This is a genomic window from Paenibacillus polymyxa (assembly GCF_001719045.1).
Lineage (GTDB): Bacteria > Bacillota > Bacilli > Paenibacillales > Paenibacillaceae > Paenibacillus > Paenibacillus polymyxa_B.
The window spans coordinates 1,913,092-1,931,244 of record NZ_CP015423.1 but is presented as its reverse complement, the minus strand read 5'-3'; the positions used below and the strand labels follow the sequence as shown (position 1 = coordinate 1,931,244).

The following is an 18,153-nucleotide window of genomic DNA, read 5'->3' as shown; positions in this document are numbered from 1 at the left end:
GAGGATTGTCTACCCTTTTGGAGACTGAAAAAGTATACAAAAGAGGTATATACACTAAAACGCTGTCAAAGATACAATAAACATATATAATCCAGCAATTGGAAAAACTTTGAATATCTCTTCCAAAGCATCTGGATACACACACAGGAGGTAATGGCATGTCCGATGTCTCCATCATCATTTGTACCCGCAACCGGATCGAAGACCTGACACGCTGTATACAATCTATTGCAGTACAGCAGCAATTGGAGCATACGGCTGTAGAACTGCTGATTGTTGATGACGGCGATATTTCCGACCAACAGATCGAGCAGTACCGTCACATGGTATCCGGATTGCCTCAAAGCGTTTTGAAATATTATAAAAAAAGTCGTCCCGGCGTTTGGTTATCCCGCTATGAGGCCTTGTCCCTTGTGCGGTATGATATTGTGCTGTATTTTGACGATGATGCAGAACTGGACGATAAACTCTATATCCGGCGCTTGCTCGATACCTATGATCAGGATGAAACGATTGTGGGTGTTGGAGGGATTGCAAAGGGATTACATTCGAGCCGGGCAGGAAAGCTGCTGGGCGTTTTGACATTTCAGATGTCTTCATCCCTCGGCAAGCTCTCGCCTAGTAGTCTGGCAGGTTCTTTGCTGCGTTGGGGCGAAGCAACGGAGGTTTTCGATACAGAATTTTTCCATGGCTGCAATATGTCATTTCGGAGGGATGCGCTTCGGGACATGAAGCCGTATCCGTGGATGACCAGTTATGCCGTGGCTGACGATTTGTACATGTGCCAGTTGGCGAGCCGTTACGGCAAATTAGTTATCAATCCTGACTTAACCATCATTCATCATGAATCTCCAAGCTCGCGCGATAAGGCGGGCAAAGTAGCCAAGGCAACAGCGATTAACCACTATTATTTTCTTGCCTTGAAAAAGGCTGGAGTGATTCAGTATGGAGCCCTTTTATGGACCTTATCCTACTTGATGCTCAAAGAAACGCTGCGTCGTAATTTTAATGCCGCAGATGGATACAAGCAGGGGGTGTTGTTCATTCTGAACCCGCGCAAGCAAAAATATAACGAATATTTAGGCCCGGCGGTTCAGTAATCCGTTTTATACACATTGACAGGATAAAGGGGGAGTATGATGTTAAGCTTGTCCATTGCTCTGTGCACCCGAAATCGGGTTGATGATCTGACCCGATGCATCAATTCAATTGCCATCGGGGGAGCACCGGAGGCATGTGAAACCGAGCTATGGATTATTGACGACGGAGAACTGCCAAAGCATGTGCTGGAACGTTATGAGCGTCAGTTAGGCAGAGCGGGAATTACCTACCGATATCATCGCAAGGAGCAGCCGGGATTATGGTTATCTCGTGTAAAGACAGCTGAACTTGCGCAGGGTGACATCATTTTGTTCCTTGACGATGACGTTGAGCTGCCGAGCAACTACTTGAATGAGTTGATGCGTACCTATGAGGCTTACCCGCAGGCCGCTGGTGTCGGCGGTATCGCACAGGGAATGAGTAACAGCTTCATGGGAACAATTCGATGCTTGCTGTCATTCCAGCAGTCTTTGTCCAAAGGAAGGCTATCCCTCAGCGGTCAGTCCGGCTCGATGTATAACTGGCATAAGGCCAAGAAGACGTTTAGAACCCAGTTTTTCCATGGCTGTAATATGTCATTTCGTCGTGAAGCGATTCGCGGTCTGGAGCCGGTATCTTGGTTGCAAAGCTATAGCGTAGGCGAGGATTTGTTACTTTCGCGCATCGCGATGAAAAGCGGCCCATTGTACATTAACCCGGCGCTTACGCTGCTTCATCACGAATCGCCGTCCTCACGCGACAATATGGAGCAGGTTACTTATATGCGGGTGATGAATCATATTCATCTCCTGCGTGAAGAGGGATCTGGGCCGATCGGTTATGCAGCACTATACTGGACGACGTTGTATCAGATTTTGAGAGAAAAGCCCAAGAAAAATCATACTGCCATTCAAGGCTATAGAAGAGCGCTGAAAGCGATCTTTTCAAGTCCGAAGGAGCCTGTTGGCGGGGGACAGTTGCCTGAACGTAATTCCAAAAAAACGGTAGGCTGATGGAGGTGCGTCATAAGACGCGATTGAGCATAGAGACGAGAGGCTTAATAAGGAACAGGAGTTGGACGTAACATGAGCACATGGACAGCAGCAAGGAAAGTATTCACGGGTGACAGTCTCGCTAAAACGATCATGCGCACGAGCTTTAACAATTTTTTTGTGCTAATCGTCACGACCCTGACTTCCATCCTGACCGCACGTATGCTCGGAGTAGAGGGGAAAGGAGAACTGGCGGCAGTTCTGTTCTGGCCTACGCTGATCGGCAGTGTGTTGAGCTTCGGATTACCAACGTCGTTAATTTACAACATCAAGAAGAAAACAGGCACGACGGAAGAACTGCTGGCGTTGTCGCTCTGGATTCAGTTGCCTGCCAGCTTGTTGGCAGGGGCTGTGGCCTGGATATGCATGCCGCTGTGGCTGAATGGTTATGGTGCGGACATCATCCAACTGTCCCAGCTTTATTGTGCGGCAGCCATACCACTGGCAGTGCTTACAGCGCTGACGACAGCATTGTCGCAAGGACTGGATCGGTTTAGCGTATATAATGGTCTGTTGTTTTACTACCCGTTACTGAATTTCATCGGTCTGGTGACACTGTGGCTGATGGGCTTGCTCAATGTGCAGCTGGCTGGGGCAGTGAATTTTGCCGCGAGTTTCCTTGCACTAGTGTGGGCGTTCCTCCGTTTGCGCAAGTATATGAATGTGCGTGCTTTCCGTCCATTTACCAGCCGCCAAGTGCTTCGTCCTTATTATAGCTATGGAGCGAGGGTTTACGGGATGGAGCTGATGGGGACGCTGTCCACACAAACGGACAAAATCGTTATAGTGGCGCTGCTATCACCCAAAGCGTTCGGCCTGTACTCTGTCGTCTACGCCTTGTCTCGTGTGTTCAATGTGGTGCAAAATGCCGTCACTAACGTTACCTTTCCAAAAGTGACGGGGATGGAGCATAGCAAGATTGTCGAAACGGTAGGACGTGCTTTTCGCATCTCTATGGCTGCGATGCTAATCGTCATTGTGCCTGCTCTCTTCATTGGACGATACATGCTGGGTTTGCTGTACGGCCCCGCTTTCCTGGAAGCATCGCTAACGTTCTATCTGCTGTCACTGGAATGTATCATTGGTGGCGGCTCATGGATTCTGGCTTCGGCCTTTAACGCGCTGGGACGTCCGGGACTGGTATTGTTCCGGCAAATTGTAGCCTATGCGATCACCGTCGGTCTATTTTTTATTTGTACACCGATCTTCGGTCTGGACGGCATTGCGATTGCTTTGCTTGTGGGCGCTTGTGTACGATTGGCGTTCTCACTGTTCTCATTCCCGATGTTTTTCAATGTTCCGCTATCACGGATCATTTTTGATAAAAATGATATTACATTTGTCATTCAGACTATACAAAAGAAGCGCAGGAAGGGAGAACTGAAAGATGCCGAATTTGCATCCCATGGCTAAACTGAAAAATAAGCTGAGCGTCATTCTCGACGTAGTCCCCCAAGGTTCGAATATCATTTATGTCGATTATCCCGTCTATAATAACGGTGGGGATGTACTCATCATGAAAGGCACTGAAGCGTTCTTCAAGGATAATGGCATACGTGTCCGTGCCCGTTATAGCGCTATGGATATTCCCGATCGGCTCCAAATTCCGGGTGACTGGATTATCGTGTGCCACGGCGGCGGCAACTTCGGCGATCTCTATTCAAATCACCAAAATTTGCGAGAACGCATCGTTCGCGATTTCCCTAACCACCGAATTGTGATTATGCCGCAGACGATCCACTTTCAATCTGAACAGAAGGCTAATGAAGTCGCTGCCTTGTTCAATGCTCATCCGGATCTACATATGTTTGTGCGGGATACTCGCTCTTATCAGTGGGCTAAGGACAAGCTGAACCAGTGCAGTATCACACTATGTCCTGATATGGCACACCAGCTCTGGCCATTGAAGCCGACTACGGAAACCGTGAAGGATGTATTGTATTTCCTGCGGACTGATATTGAAACGGTGGGTGGACAAAAGAAGTTCGATGACGAGGCAGATGCCGCTCACCGGCTGGACTGGGATACTTTGTTCACTCCGCTGGAAGTGAAGGGAATTGTCTATTTCCAGAAGTTTTATCGACTGGATAAGAAAATTGGTGGCCCGTTGCCTACGCGTACATTCTGGTACAAGTATACAGACCATCTCATGAACAAAGCGGTTACGCTGTTCAGCTCTTATCGAGAGGTTCGCACTTCACGGCTGCATGGTCACATTCTGGCCTGTCTGCTTGATATGCCGCACGTTGTCATTGACAACTCCTACGGCAAGAACTCGCAATATTATAATACCTGGACACAGCCGAATCCAAAGGCGCAGCTGTTTAGTGAAGCTCCAAGTGCGTTGGAGCAGCCATCTTAATAGTAAGAAAAGATACGTAGATTAATTTCAAAGGTATGATAACGGCAAAAAATCTCCTGACCACTTCATTGGTTAAGGGGGTTTTTCGTTTAAGGATATATAGAGCATCAGTATAATTGTTAATTAGATAAACCATTAAGGCAATGAATATTTAATGGCTTAAATACCGCTTCATTTTGACAATTCATTTCATGAATAGATATAATTTATGGGATAAAACTTGTAGGAATATTGGGAACTCCCTAACTTTTGAAGAATAACATGAAAGTATATTTATTTAAATGAATCGAGGCTGACGAATGAGTAATCAATCGATGGACATGCTTCTCACGAAGGATATCGTGCGTGAAGGGGAACCGATTTTGCGCACAAAGGTTGAGCCGGTATGCCTGCCGCTGTCTGAAGAGGACCTGCAACAGATGCAATGGATGCTGGATTATCTGAAAAATAGCCAAAATGAAGAGCTGGCTACCCGTTATGAGCTGCGCCCGGGTGTGGGGTTATCTGCGAATCAGGTAGGTCTGAACAAAAGAATGTGCGCTATTTATTATAAAGATGGGGACAAAACGGTAGAGTATGCATTGTTTAATCCGAAGCTGGTCAGTCACTCCACGTCCATGATTTATTTGGAACAGGGTGAGGGGTGCTTGTCTGTAGATCGGTACGTAGCCGGATATGTACCGCGTTACGAAAAAATTCGTATTAAGGCCACTTTACCAGACGGAACACAGGAGCTATTGACTTTCAAAGGTTATGCAGCGGTTGTAGTGCAGCATGAAATGGACCATTTGGACGGCATTATGTTCTATGACCGTATCAACCCGGAAGATCCGCATAAGCTGCCGCAGGGAGTGCATATCGAACCTTTTGTACGTAAATAGTTTAGGAATCGTAAAGTGTGGTGACTCCGTTCGCCACATTTTTAAATTTTACAAAAATATAGATATAGAGGTTACGAAGCTTTAAACTGGAAACGTGTAGATTGTGATAGAGAATGTGAAAATACATAAAAATGTAAGCGCTTATCTTATGGGAGGGATGGCATGAATCGTGGAGTACGGCTTTTGATGAATAATATGCGTATGCGGAATAAGCTGCTGTTCTCCTACGTACTGATTGTCATGATCCCGGTGCTGGTGGTCGGCGGTTGCGTTACTTTTTATTTGCGAGAGCAGGCATTGAATAGTGCAATTGCCCAGACGGTAAACAATGTGGAAAAGATCAAGAGCCAGACGGCAAATTTACTGCGTGTGCCAACGGATATTTCAAATGGGCTCATGTTCGATAAAAGGCTGAGGGAGATGGCGAACCGACGGTATCCGGGTATGGTAGAGCTGATGAATGCGTATCATCAATACAAGGATTTTAATGAGTATACTCAGCAATATAGAGAAGTTGCTACCATCCGGTTCTATTCGTACAATCCGACGCTTGTCAATAATCTGGAGTTTATTCCAGTGGACTCTAACATTGAGCGGCAGCCGTGGTTCCAGACGGCTTTGAAGGGGACGGCGATTAACTGGTTTTACATTCAGGATAAGGAAGATAACCCGGTTAATCGCCTGAGCCTGGTACGGCAAATTCCATTTCCCGAATACAGTACCAAGGGAGTTCTGATGATATCGCTGAGCCAGACCGAGTTGAATCATATGCTGAGCAAGGAGCCTTTTGAAACATTGATTACAGATCGTAACGGGATTGTGGTCGCAGCTACTCATCCACAGTCGGTGGGCCAAACGTTGAGCGATTTACATTTGGGCTTTGACGTCCAGCGTGCGGGTAAGGGGATATATGAAGCGAAAATCAACGGAGTGCCCTCCAACATCATCGTGGATGAGCTGCTGCCCGCCTCCAGTGTGAGCGGATTTACGATTATTTCAGTGTTTTCGACGGAGCATATTGTACAGGGAGCCAACCGAATCAGCCTGATTGGTGCTTTATGTGTTCTTGCAGTGCTGGTTATGGCACTGATTCTGATCACCATCATTTCCTGGCTGATTACCAAACGACTACAGCGGTTGAGCTATGAGCTGGGTAAGGTAGCCGCGGGCGATTTTCATGTGGTATCGAGTGTGGAGGGAAGAGATGAGATCGGGGATTTATCCCGCCGTTTCAACTATATGGTGAGTAGTTTTCGCCAACTCATGGCGCAGGTCTATGAGACGAGTGAGCACAACAACAGGCTGGAATTGGCACAAAAGGATATCAAGCTAAAAATGATGGCCAGCCAAATTAATCCGCACTTTCTGTTTAATGCGTTAGAGTCCATTCGAATGAAAGCACATCTGAATGGGGAAGCGGAAATTGCAACGACGGTGCGTTTGCTTGGCAGGCTGATGCGTCGGAATCTGGAGATTGGCAGTGGTAAAACGAAGGTACTACAGGAGCTGGATATGGTGCGATCCTATTTGCAAATTCAGCAGTTCAGATTTGGAAATCGTTTGATCTATGAAGTGAATTTGGAAGAAAGCGCGACGGACATGTCGATTCCTCCCTTAATCATACAACCGCTGGTGGAAAATGCAGTCATTCATGGCCTGGAAAATAAGGAAGAGCCAGTTACCGTGAAGGTAGATATTACAATAGAACAAAGAGAGTTGAAAATTAAAGTAGAAGATGACGGGATCGGCATGGAAGCTGGGCAACTGACCCGTCTGCTAGATCGGATCAGGGGGGCGGATGAGCCGGAAGGGAGCAGTATTGGCCTGCGTAATGTACATCAACGTCTGACATTGATGTACGGCGAACGTTATGGACTGCATATTGAAAGCGCATTACAAGTAGGAACAACCGTATACTTTTCCATACCAAGGGAGGAAGAGTCAAATGTATAAAGCAATGATTGTAGATGATGAGCCTGCGATTCGTGAAGGATTGTCCTCTATTATTGACTGGGGGAATTGTGGCTTCCGTATTGTCGATACGGCAGGGAACGGACGCGAGGCTCTGGATAAGTTCGGAGAGCATCGGCCGGAGTTGGTCATTGTAGATATTCGTATGCCCGGGATGAGTGGACTGGAGGTCATACGAAGCATACGTGAAAAGAACGGAGAGCCGTTTCATTTTCTCATATTAAGCGGATATGCAGACTTTGATTATGCACGGCAAGCCTTGGGCTTCGGGGTAGATGGCTATCTACTGAAGCCAGTTGATGAGGAAGAAATGACGACAGAGTTGAAACGGGTATGGCAAAACATTGAGGACGAGAAAGAAGACGGTAAATGGGGAAGTACGCCTTCCCATGAGCGTAATTGGATCGAAGCATTATTGTTTCCGGTTCATCGAGAGCATGCTCGTAATGCCGTAGAAGGCAGCGATTCTCTGCACAAAGCATCCGAGCAAGCTGAACATCAAAGCGGTAACGGAAAACATGGACAACAGCCCGCGTTACCAGCGTTGGACTGGAGTAGCTATCAGGTTATTCTGCTGGATTTACGTATTCCTGACTGGGATCGGCAAGCTCGGCAGTCGGCAGCAAAGCAGCGGCTAACGGAATTGTGCCATGAGCAGGGCAGAGGTATCATGTTTGAGGCTGGAATATATATGGGTCTTTTGCTTCCCGCCACGTTAAAAACGGAGAAAGATGCTGTTCAGTTACTGGCTGCTTGGCGACAGGAGCTAAAGCCGTGGGCAACGGAAATTTATGTGGCTGCCGGTGATCCTGTATCCATTCTTAACGACATTCCCAGATCTTTTGAACAGGCACTACGATTGTTAGAACGTACGTTTTTGTTCCGGGCAGAAAGAGTCATGCTTTCCGGAGACCTACACGAATTGGAGACAGTTGAGGCTGAAATGAGTGGAGCGTCTGATCGTGCTACAAATGATCCCCTACGTTATGCAGAAAAGCTGTACTATGCGCTAGATATGGCTAATAGTGAAGCTGCAACCCGTGTCATTAAGGAAATGGAAGACCAATTTCCACGGATTTATCGCACAGAATCTGCAATCAAGGCGGCGTTCGCCCAAACATTCACACTGGCGTTAAACAAGTATGTAGCCGGACAGGATCACAGCAGAACCGTGCTGGAGGAGCACTCCAGCTTTATAACCGATGTATATGCTTATTCCACATTGGGCGAGCTGGTGGATCACTCGCTGGAGCATGTGTTGCAATGGATTGGCCAGACTGAATCTGGTGGCAAGGGCATCATCATGAAACAAATGATTGACTTTATACATAGTCATTATGATGAAAATTTGCGACTGGAGTTACTGGCAGATATGTTCAATTACAATAGTGGCTATTTGGGCAAACTGTTCAAAAGTCATACTGGCGAGGCCTTTAATGCCTACCTGGATAAGGTGAGGATTGAGCGAGCAAGGGAATTGCTTGCACAAGGAATTAAGGTACACCAGGTGGCGGAACGCGTGGGATATGCGAATGCAGATTATTTTCATAGTAAATTTAAAAAGTATGCTGGAATGTCACCTTCCTCCTACCGTAATCGGGTTCAAAAGAACGGAGGAACAGATGGCTGTTGATAGATTCCTAGGTTTAACGCTATGAAGTCTCTCTTGCAGATGTCGGAGGTATAACCTTCGAACGAAGAGAGGCTCTTTTTTTATGATGAAAAAATGGATAGATCAATCGAAAATGTCACATTTGTTATGGAGTTTAGGGCGTTTTCATCAAATCGCCACCATTATGACACAGCTTTGACACGATGTTCACATTTTCGATTCTATTTCATTTAAATTTATTCTATATAATGGGGATAAATCTGAAGCCGGATCATGACAGCCATGGTGAAGGTACGGAGTGAGTCATTTTCTAAAAAGTGACCGCTGCATATGTAAGAATGTGAATACTATCACAAATGGAGAAGACTTCAGATTATAATACTATAAATCATTGTTAAGAGAAGTGCAGGGGGAGGAGCAACATCATGGACGTATTGGATTTGGCACGGTTGCAGTTTGCAACTACAACGATTCTTCACTTTGTTTATGTGCCGATCTCTATTGGATTGTCGTTATTGGTGGCAATTATGGAGACGATGTATGTTATCAAGAAAAATGACTTGTACAAAAAAATGGCTCAATTCTGGGGAACGTTTCTGCTGATTAACTTTGCACTGGGCGTAGTCACCGGGATTTTGCAAGAATTCCAGTTCGGGATGAACTGGTCGGACTTTTCCCGTTTTGTCGGTGATGTATTCGGTACGCCGCTGGCGATTGAAGCATTGCTTGCATTTTTTCTAGAATCGACGTTTATCGGATTATGGGTATTCGGTTGGGAAAGATTGTCCAAAACGGTCCATTTAATCTGTATGTGGTTGGTATCTATCGGTACGATGTTATCGGCATTGTGGATTCTAGCTGCTAATTCATTCATGCAGCGTCCCGTAGGATATGAGATTCAAAATGGACGTGCAGAAATGAAAGATTTTGCCGCTCTGCTAACGAACGAACAACTGCTATGGGAATTTCCGCATACGCTGTTTGCTGCTTTTGCGACAGGAGCATTTCTGATCGCGGGTATCAGTGCATGGAAGCTGATGCAAAAAAAGAATATGGACTTTTTTAAACCTTCTTTCAAATTGAGCATTATTGTTGCCTTAATCAGCGCCATAGCTATTCCTTTGTTTGGTCATGGTCAGGCTCAATATTTAGTGAAAACACAACCGATGAAGATGGCTGCCAGTGAGGGCTTATGGGAGAACAGCGGTGACCCCGCTCCTTGGACAGTTATCGCATGGATTGATCCTGGAAAAAAGGAAAATACCTTTGAGATTAAAGTTCCTTTTGCTTTGAGTTTTCTATCCTATAGTAAATTTACCGGCTCTGTGCCTGGTATGAATGAGCTTCAGGCAGAATATGAGAAAACCTATGGTCCGGGAGATTATATCCCGCCAGTAAGAACCACGTTCTGGAGCTTCCGCATTATGATTGCGGCGGGATGTGGCATGATTGCACTCGCTTTATACGGAGCTTACCTGACGTTCCGTAAAAAGTTGGAAGGTTCACATCGCTGGTTCTTCCGTCTTATGATATGGGGGATATCCCTTCCATTCATTGGGAACACTTCAGGTTGGATCATGACTGAAATAGGTCGCCAACCGTGGACTGTATTTGGTTTACTTCAAACGAAAGATTCTGTTTCGCCTACTGTTGTGGCTGGAGAAGTGTTGTTCTCGTTCATCTCATTTACCACATTGTATTTAATTTTAACAGGTGTGCTGGCGTTTCTGTTTTACCGTACGGCTCGCAAAGGTCCAGATATTGAGCCGCATCAACAAACGGTAATTCATGATCCTTTTGCTCAAGGGGGTGACACCATTGTCGCTAAATGATTTATGGTTCCTATTGATTGCTGTGCTGTTTACTGGCTTCTTTTTTCTGGAAGGCTTTGATTTTGGCGTAGGAATGGCCACAGGATTGGTGCCGCGTAATGACCAACAAAAACGTTTGATGATCAATACGATTGGTCCATTCTGGGATGCCAACGAAGTGTGGCTGATTACAGCAGCAGGTGCGATGTTTGCCGCTTTCCCGCATTTTTATGCAACCATGTTCAGCGGATATTATCTGGTATTTGTCTTTATTTTGCTAGGTTTGATCTTGCGTGGAGTTTCTTTTGAGTTCCGCGGCAAGGCTGAAGGGAAATGGTGGACAGGAACGTGGGATGCCTGCATTCTGATTGGCAGCTTTCTACCGCCGATGCTGTTCGGTATGGCTTTTGCGGCTTTGGTGAAAGGTGTACCTATTCAGCAAAACATGGATTTGAAAGCTGGATTCTCCGATGTATTCAATGGATACACCGTATGGATTGGACTGACAGTGGTCGGAATGTGTCTAATGCACGGGCTGACGTTTATTTCCCTGCGGACGATTGGAGAAGTACGGGATCGCGCTCGCGTGATTGCGTCCAAATTTCTCCCGGTATTGGGCATTTTACTCGCTGGCATGGTGGTATGGACTTATTTTGCAACGGATTTATTTGCACGTCGCGGTCCCTTTATGTATGCTGCGGTTGCGGTGGGAATTGTCGCCTATGTGCTGACATGGTACTTCCTGAAGCAGCGCCGTGAAGGATGGGCCTTCGGGATGACAGGTGCAGTGATTTTACTGACCTTCGTTTCGTTATTCGTCGGTTTGTTCCCAAGATTTATGGTGAGCTCGATTAACAGTGCTTTTGATTTAACGATTTATAATGCAAGCTCCAGTCATTACACACTGAAAGCCATGACGATTGTTGCAGCAACGCTTTTACCCTTTGTGTTGGCTTATCAGGCATGGAGCTATTTTGTTTTCCATAAGCGTCTCAGTGAGAAGGATCATTTGGAATACTAATGGATAAGGCATGGTTTGAATTAAAGGGCATTCGGCCAGTGATGCTGCTACTGGCTGCCCTTTCCCTGCTCCAGGGGGCCGCAGTGATTGCACAAGCAGTCTTCTTGGCAAAGGCTGTTACGATTTTATTTGATAAAAATCCGCTGGTAATGGCTTGGCCGTCGCTGGCGTTGTTTTTCGCAGCTTTTGCAATGAGGCATACGATGATCTGGCTGCAACGCCGGACAGCAGGCCGTTTTGCCGAAGCTTCAGGCGCTTCCTTACGGGAGCGTCTGCTTGCACGTTTGTTCGAACGGGGGCCGGGTTTTGCAGCGCAGGAAGGCAGTGGCAAATTGGTGACGCTAGCGCTGGACGGCATGGATCGTTTTCGCACGTATTTGGAACTGTCCATTCCTCGTATGATTGACATGATGGCTGTAACTATACTTGTGCTTGTGTATGTTTTCACATTGGATGTCATTTCAGGTGTCATTTTGACGACTACGATGCCAATCCTGGTAGGCTTCTTTATTTTGCTCGGCTTGGCGGCGCGGAAGCAGGCAGACAAGCAGTGGCGTTCCTATCGTCTGTTATCTCACCATTTCACGGATTCGCTGCGTGGACTTCAGACACTAAGGTTTTTGGGTCGTAGCCAAGAGCATGGGGAAACGGTTGGGAAGGTCAGCGACCAATACCGCACGGCAACGATGCGCACGCTGCGGGTAGCGTTTCTTTCCTCATTTGCCCTTGATTTTTTTAGTATGCTATCGGTCGCTTTTGTCGCGGTAGGCTTGGGTTTGCGCCTGATTAGTGGCTCGGTGGGTTTGGAGGCAGCGCTGGCGGTGCTTATTTTGGCGCCAGAATATTTTATGCCTATACGCCAGTTGGGATCAGACTATCATGCTTCACTGGATGGCAAGGAGGCTTGGGGAGCAATACGCTCCATTCTCAGTACAGAGGATGATGCGACCAAGCCGAATAAACCGGCAGCTAACGATAAAGGATTGGACATCACGGGACAGGACATTCTTGAGCTGTCTGATGTGTGCCTCCTGAATGAAGACGGTTCTGCCCGGCTTGAACATGTGTCTGCACATGTTGAACCGCACATGAACATGATCGGCATCGTTGGAGCTAGCGGTGCAGGTAAAACGACGCTGCTTAGTCTGCTTGGCGGCTTTGCTGATCCGACTTCAGGCGAGCTACTCCTGAATGGATGCGGATTGGGTGGGGAAGCCAAAACTGAATGGCAACGGCATATTGCGTATATTCCACAGCATCCTTACCTGTTTAGCGCTTCTTTGGCAGATAATATCCGCTTTTATGAACCTGAGGCATCCAACCAGCAGGTAGAGTGGGCGATTGACGCGGTTGGACTGCGTGAACTGGTAGACGGTCTTCCGGGTGGAATGAATGAGCCCATTGGTGAAGCAGGTAGGACACTGAGCGGAGGGCAGGCGCAGCGGATTGCATTGGCGCGGGCATTGCTCAGTAACCGTCCGGTCATTTTATTGGATGAGCCTACGGCGCATCTGGATATTGAGACAGAGTGGGAGCTAAAACAGACGATTTTATCGGTTTTGAAACACAAAAGAGTGTTTCTTGCCACCCACCGGCTACATTGGATGCCAGATATGGACTGTGTCTGGATGATGAATCAAGGTCGTCTGGAAGAAGTAGGTTCCCATCAACAATTGATTGCCCGTAAGGGGGCATATTACCGATTGCTGACGGGGATGTCGGAAGGAGGGAACGGACGATATGAGAGTAACGGACAATAGCAGACAAGGCTGGTTTGTGACGTATCTGAGACAATATTTTTGGGCCTTTCTGGTAGCTGCTCTTTTGGGTGCATTGGCCATTGGATGTGCGGGCGCGTTGCTCTTTACGTCCGGTCATCTGATTACCCGTTCGGCCTTAAAACCGGAAAATATATTAATGGTGTACGTTCCCATTGTGCTTGTGCGAACATTTGGCTTTAGTAAAGCGGTTATTCAGTACCTGGAGCGCTTGGTAGGACATGATGCCGCACTGCGCCTTGTGTCCCGTATGCGGGTACGCTTATATCGGGCAGTGGAACCGCAGGCGCTGATGATTCGCAGCAAATTCCGTACAGGGGACCTCTTGGGAATGCTGGCAGAGGATATTGAGCAGCTTCAAAACATCTATCTGAAGCTAGTTCTGCCTGCGCTATCGGCTTTGCTGATTTATGCAGCAGGCATCTGGGCGCTTGGACGGATGGACGGAACCTTTGCCTTGCTCATGGCACTATATGGTGGATTTTTGCTTTTTATTGCCCCAGCTATCTCACTATGGACCTCACTCGCCAAACGGCGAGTGTTCAAGCAGGAACGGAGTAAAGCCTATCAGGAGCTAACGGATGCTCTGTTCGGCATGAGTGATCTGGTGCTGAGCGGACGGACTGGGCATTTCCTGAGCACCTTTACACAACGACACAATAGGGCTGCCGTAATGGAAAATTCACTTCGCCGGAGCGAGTGGCGTTCTCATTGGATCGCACAATGCGTTGTAGGTGCCGGGGTTGTGATTATGACTGTGTGGGCTGGAGGACTGGTAGCACAGAATCGTATAGAAGCCACATGGCTGGCATCCTTTGCCCTTGTGGCTTTTCCATTGCTGGATGCCTTCGTTCGCGCTGGAGAAGCGGTGGTTCATGCGCCGGAGTATCAGGATTCAGTTCGACGGTTAAAGGATTCGGAGAAAGACACACCTACACCTGGAGCAGGCGGAACAGCAGATATTCTAGAGGAACAGGCTACCGCTATGCGATTGGGCCACGGAGGAGACCTGCTGCTGAACAACGTAAGCTACCGCTATGCGACAACGCAGGAATGGAGCGTTCGTGATATCTCTTTGCACGTACCACAGGGGGGAAAGGTTGCATTGCTTGGTCGCAGTGGTGCGGGCAAGTCCACGCTACTGAACCTGATTCAGGGAGCATTGCAGCCTGATGAAGGTAGCGTCACTGTCGCAGGCATTCCCGTATATACAGGTGGAGCATACTCCAGTCTATTTGCAGTGCTAAACCAACAGCCGTATTTATTCGATACAACGGTAGCGAACAATATTCGGCTGGGACGACCCGATGCTACGCTGGATGAGGTTCGTGCAGTAACAGAGCAGGTAGGGCTTGGAGCCCTGATTGATTCTTTGCCGGAGGGCTACGATACCCGAATGCAGGAGACAGGTCTTCGTTTTTCCGGTGGAGAAAAACAGCGAATTGCACTGGCGCGGATTTTGCTGAAAAATCACCCGATTGTTTTACTGGATGAGCCGACAGTGGGGCTTGACCCGCTGACAGAGCATGAGCTCATGCAGACGATGTTTCGTGTGCTGGAGGGTAAAACGCTCATCTGGATCACGCATCATCTGACGGGAATGGAGCATATGGACGAGGTGATCTTTATGGAGCAGGGCACCATTTCCATGCGGGGCAGTCATGAACAGCTGTGGCAGGAGCATCCCCGATACCGCAACCTGTATGAGCTGGATCATCCGAGCCTGTGAAATGAGGTAATTAAAATTTTTATTAACAGCACTTATCTCTAAGCATTGGCATTTGATGCTGATTGGTTTTGTAGCCCTGAGCATGGGCGGGTTTGTCTTATTTTATTTTCAGGGGAGCGTGTCGTCGTTTCCGGCCACTCAACCTAAACAAGCTCAGGAAGAGCCGGACAAGACCAAATATGAGATTGTTACAGTGGGTGTAAAAGGGGACGGTTTCTATCCTGAAAATATTGAAGTGAAAGCCGGCGTTCCAACCAAAATCAATTTCAAGAAAATGACATCCTTTACTTGCATTGATGAAGTGCAGTCGTTGAAGATCGGAATGGACGTTTACCTGGATCACGAAAATAATTATTTTACCGTCAAGGACTTGAAGCCGGGGGTATATGAGTATAATTGTGGCATGTACATGTACTACGGGACGATCACGGTAAAATGAATCAAAATAGCTTTCTAGCACATGGATGCTAGAAAGCTATTTTTTTTCCTTTAATCAATTAGGTTAATTGCGACAGTCTGTATATATACCATCATCCACCTGTGGTGCAATATGCATTATCCTTTATCCTTTACCTCTGATCAGCTTACATTGCTGATCTTTTGTTTTTTACAAGACTTCTCTCAGAAAATTTACATGAGAACGGAGCAGGCGGAATGGTGCTGGACAAGCGAAGCGGTCGCCTTTGTCCCCGGATTTCTACCTTTGGTTGCTTATTCAAGAAATCCGGGGACAACAGCGAGGGAAGCACCATCCGCATGCGTAGTGGCACGAATGTAATTTTTTTCATCCCATATATCTAATTTTGAACTGATTTTTCCCCTAATTCGTCGGGTACCCGCTTCCGAGCCAGCAAAGTATGATAATAGTATCTAGAGATGAGGAGGAGCTTGTTATGGGATCTTCAACTGAAACCGCTTCCAGTAATGGAGCTGTGATTCCTGAATCCAACCGGGGAAGACCGCGCAAGGCTCGCGGCCCGAAGCCTGAACGTGGTAGAAAAGGCTTGTGGGACAGTGTGAAGCAGCAAAAGTATCTTTATTTTATGTCTATTCCTTTCGTCATATGGGTGTTTGTTTTCAGCTATCTTCCGCTCTGGGGCTGGACGATGGCGTTTCAAAATTATAAGCCAGCCAAATCTTTTTCGGACCAGAAATGGGTAGGGCTGAATAACTTTATTGAGCTATTTCAGGATGAACGTTTTTATCTGGTATTACGCAATACGCTAGCGATGAGCCTGATGGGGATTATATTTGGTTTTGTCGTACCGATCTTCTTTGCAATTCTGTTAAATGAGCTGCGTGGTATGCTGTTCAAACGGTTTGTGCAGACAATATCCTACCTTCCGCATTTTGTATCCTGGGTAGTTGTAGCCGGTTTGGTCACCAAGATGCTGTCCATTGACGGAGGCATTGTCAACGATATATTGGTAGCGCTTCATATTGTGGATGAACCGATTCAGTTCATGGCAAAGGGGAGCTGGTTCTGGTACATTGTAACCGCTTCCGACATCTGGAAAGAGACGGGCTGGAATACGATTATTTATTTAGCTGCAATCACCGGAATTGATCAAGAACAGTATGAAGCATCGCGCGTGGATGGAGCGAGCCGCTGGAGACAGATGTGGCATATTACACTTCCGGGTATCCGCTCGACAATTGCGGTTTTGTTCATTATGGCGATTGGACATCTGGTGAGCAATGGTTTTGAAAAGCAGTTCTTGCTTGGCAATAGTCTCGTGACGGATTATTCCGAGGTGTTGGATCTGTACGCGCTCAATTATGGGATTAATTTGGGTCGCTTCTCTTATGGGACGGCAATTGGTATTTTCAACTCACTGGTTAGCATTTTGCTGTTGTTTACGGCGAACGGTATATTCAAAAAACTAACTAAAGAAAGCATTATGTAGGGAGGGAGAGGCGAAATGACGAATAAGGCATTTAATGCTACCCGATCTGAGAAGCTGTTTGATCTGTTCAACTATATCCTCATGGCTCTGATCGTGGTGTTGACGCTGTACCCGTTTCTGAACGTACTTGCGATTTCCCTGAACAATTCAACGGACACGGTTCGCGGCGGTATTTATATATGGCCCCGCCAATTTACGCTCGAAAATTACAAAACGATTTTCCAGTACGATGGCCTTCTTCAGGGACTGCAAATATCTATTCTTCGTACTTTGGTCGGGACGGTACTCGGATTGATCTGCGCGTCTATGCTTGCTTTTACATTGAGTCGGGTCGAGTTTCGCGCTCGTAAGTTTATTTCTACGTTTTTGGCGTTGACGATGTATTTTTCCGGCGGGATGGTGCCCGTGTTTATTTTGATGCGTGATCTGCATCTGCTGGGTTCGTTTTGGGTGTACATTTTTCCAGGCTTAATTAGCGCATTTAATGTGTTTGTTATTCGTTCCTTTATGGACGGTTTGCCGTATGCGCTGCAGGAGTCAGCCAAACTCGATGGGGCGAATGATTTTACGATTTACTGGAGAATTATTTTGCCGCTGTGCAAACCAGTATTGGCAACGATTGCTCTTTTTCTGGCAGTAGGTCAGTGGAATGCTTGGTTTGATACGTATTTGTATAATGGTGGGGCGCCGCAATGGACGACGCTACAGTATGAGCTGATGAAGATACTGCAAAGTACGCAGCAAGGCGGCTCCAGTATGACGAATAGTAACGATATGGCTAAGCAAATGGCCCAAATTTCACCAGAGTCGATTAAAATGGCAATCACGATTACGGTTACGCTCCCCATCCTGATGGTGTATCCGTTCTTGCAAAAATATTTTGTAGGCGGTATGACGCTGGGGGCAGTGAAATCTTAAAAATTGGGATACCGGTAGTGAAATAGAAGTT

General features: G+C 46.9%; 14 protein-coding genes. All 14 read left to right on the top strand.

Features of this window, described 5'->3' with window-relative positions:
- The first annotated feature begins 158 nt into the window (after positions 1-158).
- The 14 genes from AOU00_RS08765 to AOU00_RS08700 all read left to right on the top strand — a co-directional run bounded on the left by AOU00_RS08765 (position 159) and on the right by AOU00_RS08700 (position 18,122).
- A complete protein-coding gene (locus tag AOU00_RS08765; protein ID WP_023990348.1) occupies positions 159-1,100 on the top strand; it encodes a glycosyltransferase family 2 protein in 942 nt (313 codons plus the stop codon).
- A 39-nt stretch (positions 1,101-1,139) separates the two neighbouring features.
- A complete protein-coding gene (locus AOU00_RS08760) occupies positions 1,140-2,093 on the top strand; it encodes a glycosyltransferase family 2 protein (RefSeq protein WP_069290420.1) in 954 nt (317 codons plus the stop codon).
- 72 nt (positions 2,094-2,165) lie between these two features.
- A complete protein-coding gene (locus tag AOU00_RS08755) occupies positions 2,166-3,545 on the top strand; it encodes a lipopolysaccharide biosynthesis protein (protein WP_069290419.1) in 1,380 nt (459 codons plus the stop codon).
- Positions 3,520-4,494, top strand: coding sequence for a polysaccharide pyruvyl transferase family protein (locus AOU00_RS08750; RefSeq protein ID WP_023990345.1), 975 nt, complete (start codon positions 3,520-3,522; stop codon positions 4,492-4,494). Before AOU00_RS08755 ends, AOU00_RS08750 begins: the two co-directional genes overlap by 26 nt.
- Before the next feature lie 299 nt (positions 4,495-4,793).
- Positions 4,794-5,375, top strand: a complete 582-nt coding sequence (gene def, locus AOU00_RS08745; protein ID WP_069290418.1) for a peptide deformylase — start codon at positions 4,794-4,796, stop codon at positions 5,373-5,375.
- A gap of 162 nt (positions 5,376-5,537) precedes the next feature.
- Positions 5,538-7,328, top strand: a complete 1,791-nt coding sequence (locus AOU00_RS08740) for a cache domain-containing sensor histidine kinase (RefSeq protein ID WP_069290417.1) — start codon at positions 5,538-5,540, stop codon at positions 7,326-7,328.
- On the top strand, positions 7,321-8,979 hold the full coding sequence (locus tag AOU00_RS08735) for a response regulator transcription factor (protein WP_069290416.1): 1,659 nt from the start codon (positions 7,321-7,323) through the stop codon (positions 8,977-8,979). The genes AOU00_RS08740 and AOU00_RS08735 overlap by 8 nt, the downstream gene beginning before the upstream one ends.
- Positions 8,980-9,383: 404 nt before the next feature.
- Positions 9,384-10,790: a cytochrome ubiquinol oxidase subunit I gene (locus tag AOU00_RS08730; protein ID WP_069290415.1), complete on the top strand. Its 1,407-nt coding sequence runs from the start codon at positions 9,384-9,386 to the stop codon at positions 10,788-10,790.
- A complete protein-coding gene (gene cydB / locus AOU00_RS08725) occupies positions 10,777-11,790 on the top strand; it encodes a cytochrome d ubiquinol oxidase subunit II (RefSeq protein ID WP_061828918.1) in 1,014 nt (337 codons plus the stop codon). Before AOU00_RS08730 ends, cydB begins: the two co-directional genes overlap by 14 nt.
- Positions 11,790-13,550: a thiol reductant ABC exporter subunit CydD gene (gene cydD / locus AOU00_RS08720; protein WP_069290414.1), complete on the top strand. Its 1,761-nt coding sequence runs from the start codon at positions 11,790-11,792 to the stop codon at positions 13,548-13,550. The genes cydB and cydD overlap by 1 nt, the downstream gene beginning before the upstream one ends.
- Positions 13,531-15,297, top strand: coding sequence for a thiol reductant ABC exporter subunit CydC (cydC, locus tag AOU00_RS08715; RefSeq protein ID WP_069290413.1), 1,767 nt, complete (start codon positions 13,531-13,533; stop codon positions 15,295-15,297). The genes cydD and cydC overlap by 20 nt, the downstream gene beginning before the upstream one ends.
- A gap of 55 nt (positions 15,298-15,352) precedes the next feature.
- The gene (locus tag AOU00_RS08710; protein WP_069290412.1) at positions 15,353-15,736 is read left to right on the top strand and encodes a cupredoxin domain-containing protein; all 384 of its coding nucleotides are present in this window, start codon (positions 15,353-15,355) and stop codon (positions 15,734-15,736) included.
- Between the two features lie 454 nt (positions 15,737-16,190).
- Positions 16,191-17,204, top strand: coding sequence for an ABC transporter permease (locus tag AOU00_RS08705; RefSeq protein WP_069290411.1), 1,014 nt, complete (start codon positions 16,191-16,193; stop codon positions 17,202-17,204).
- A 15-nt stretch (positions 17,205-17,219) separates the two neighbouring features.
- A complete protein-coding gene (locus tag AOU00_RS08700; RefSeq protein WP_023990333.1) occupies positions 17,220-18,122 on the top strand; it encodes a carbohydrate ABC transporter permease in 903 nt (300 codons plus the stop codon).
- The last annotated feature ends 31 nt before the right edge of the window (positions 18,123-18,153 follow it).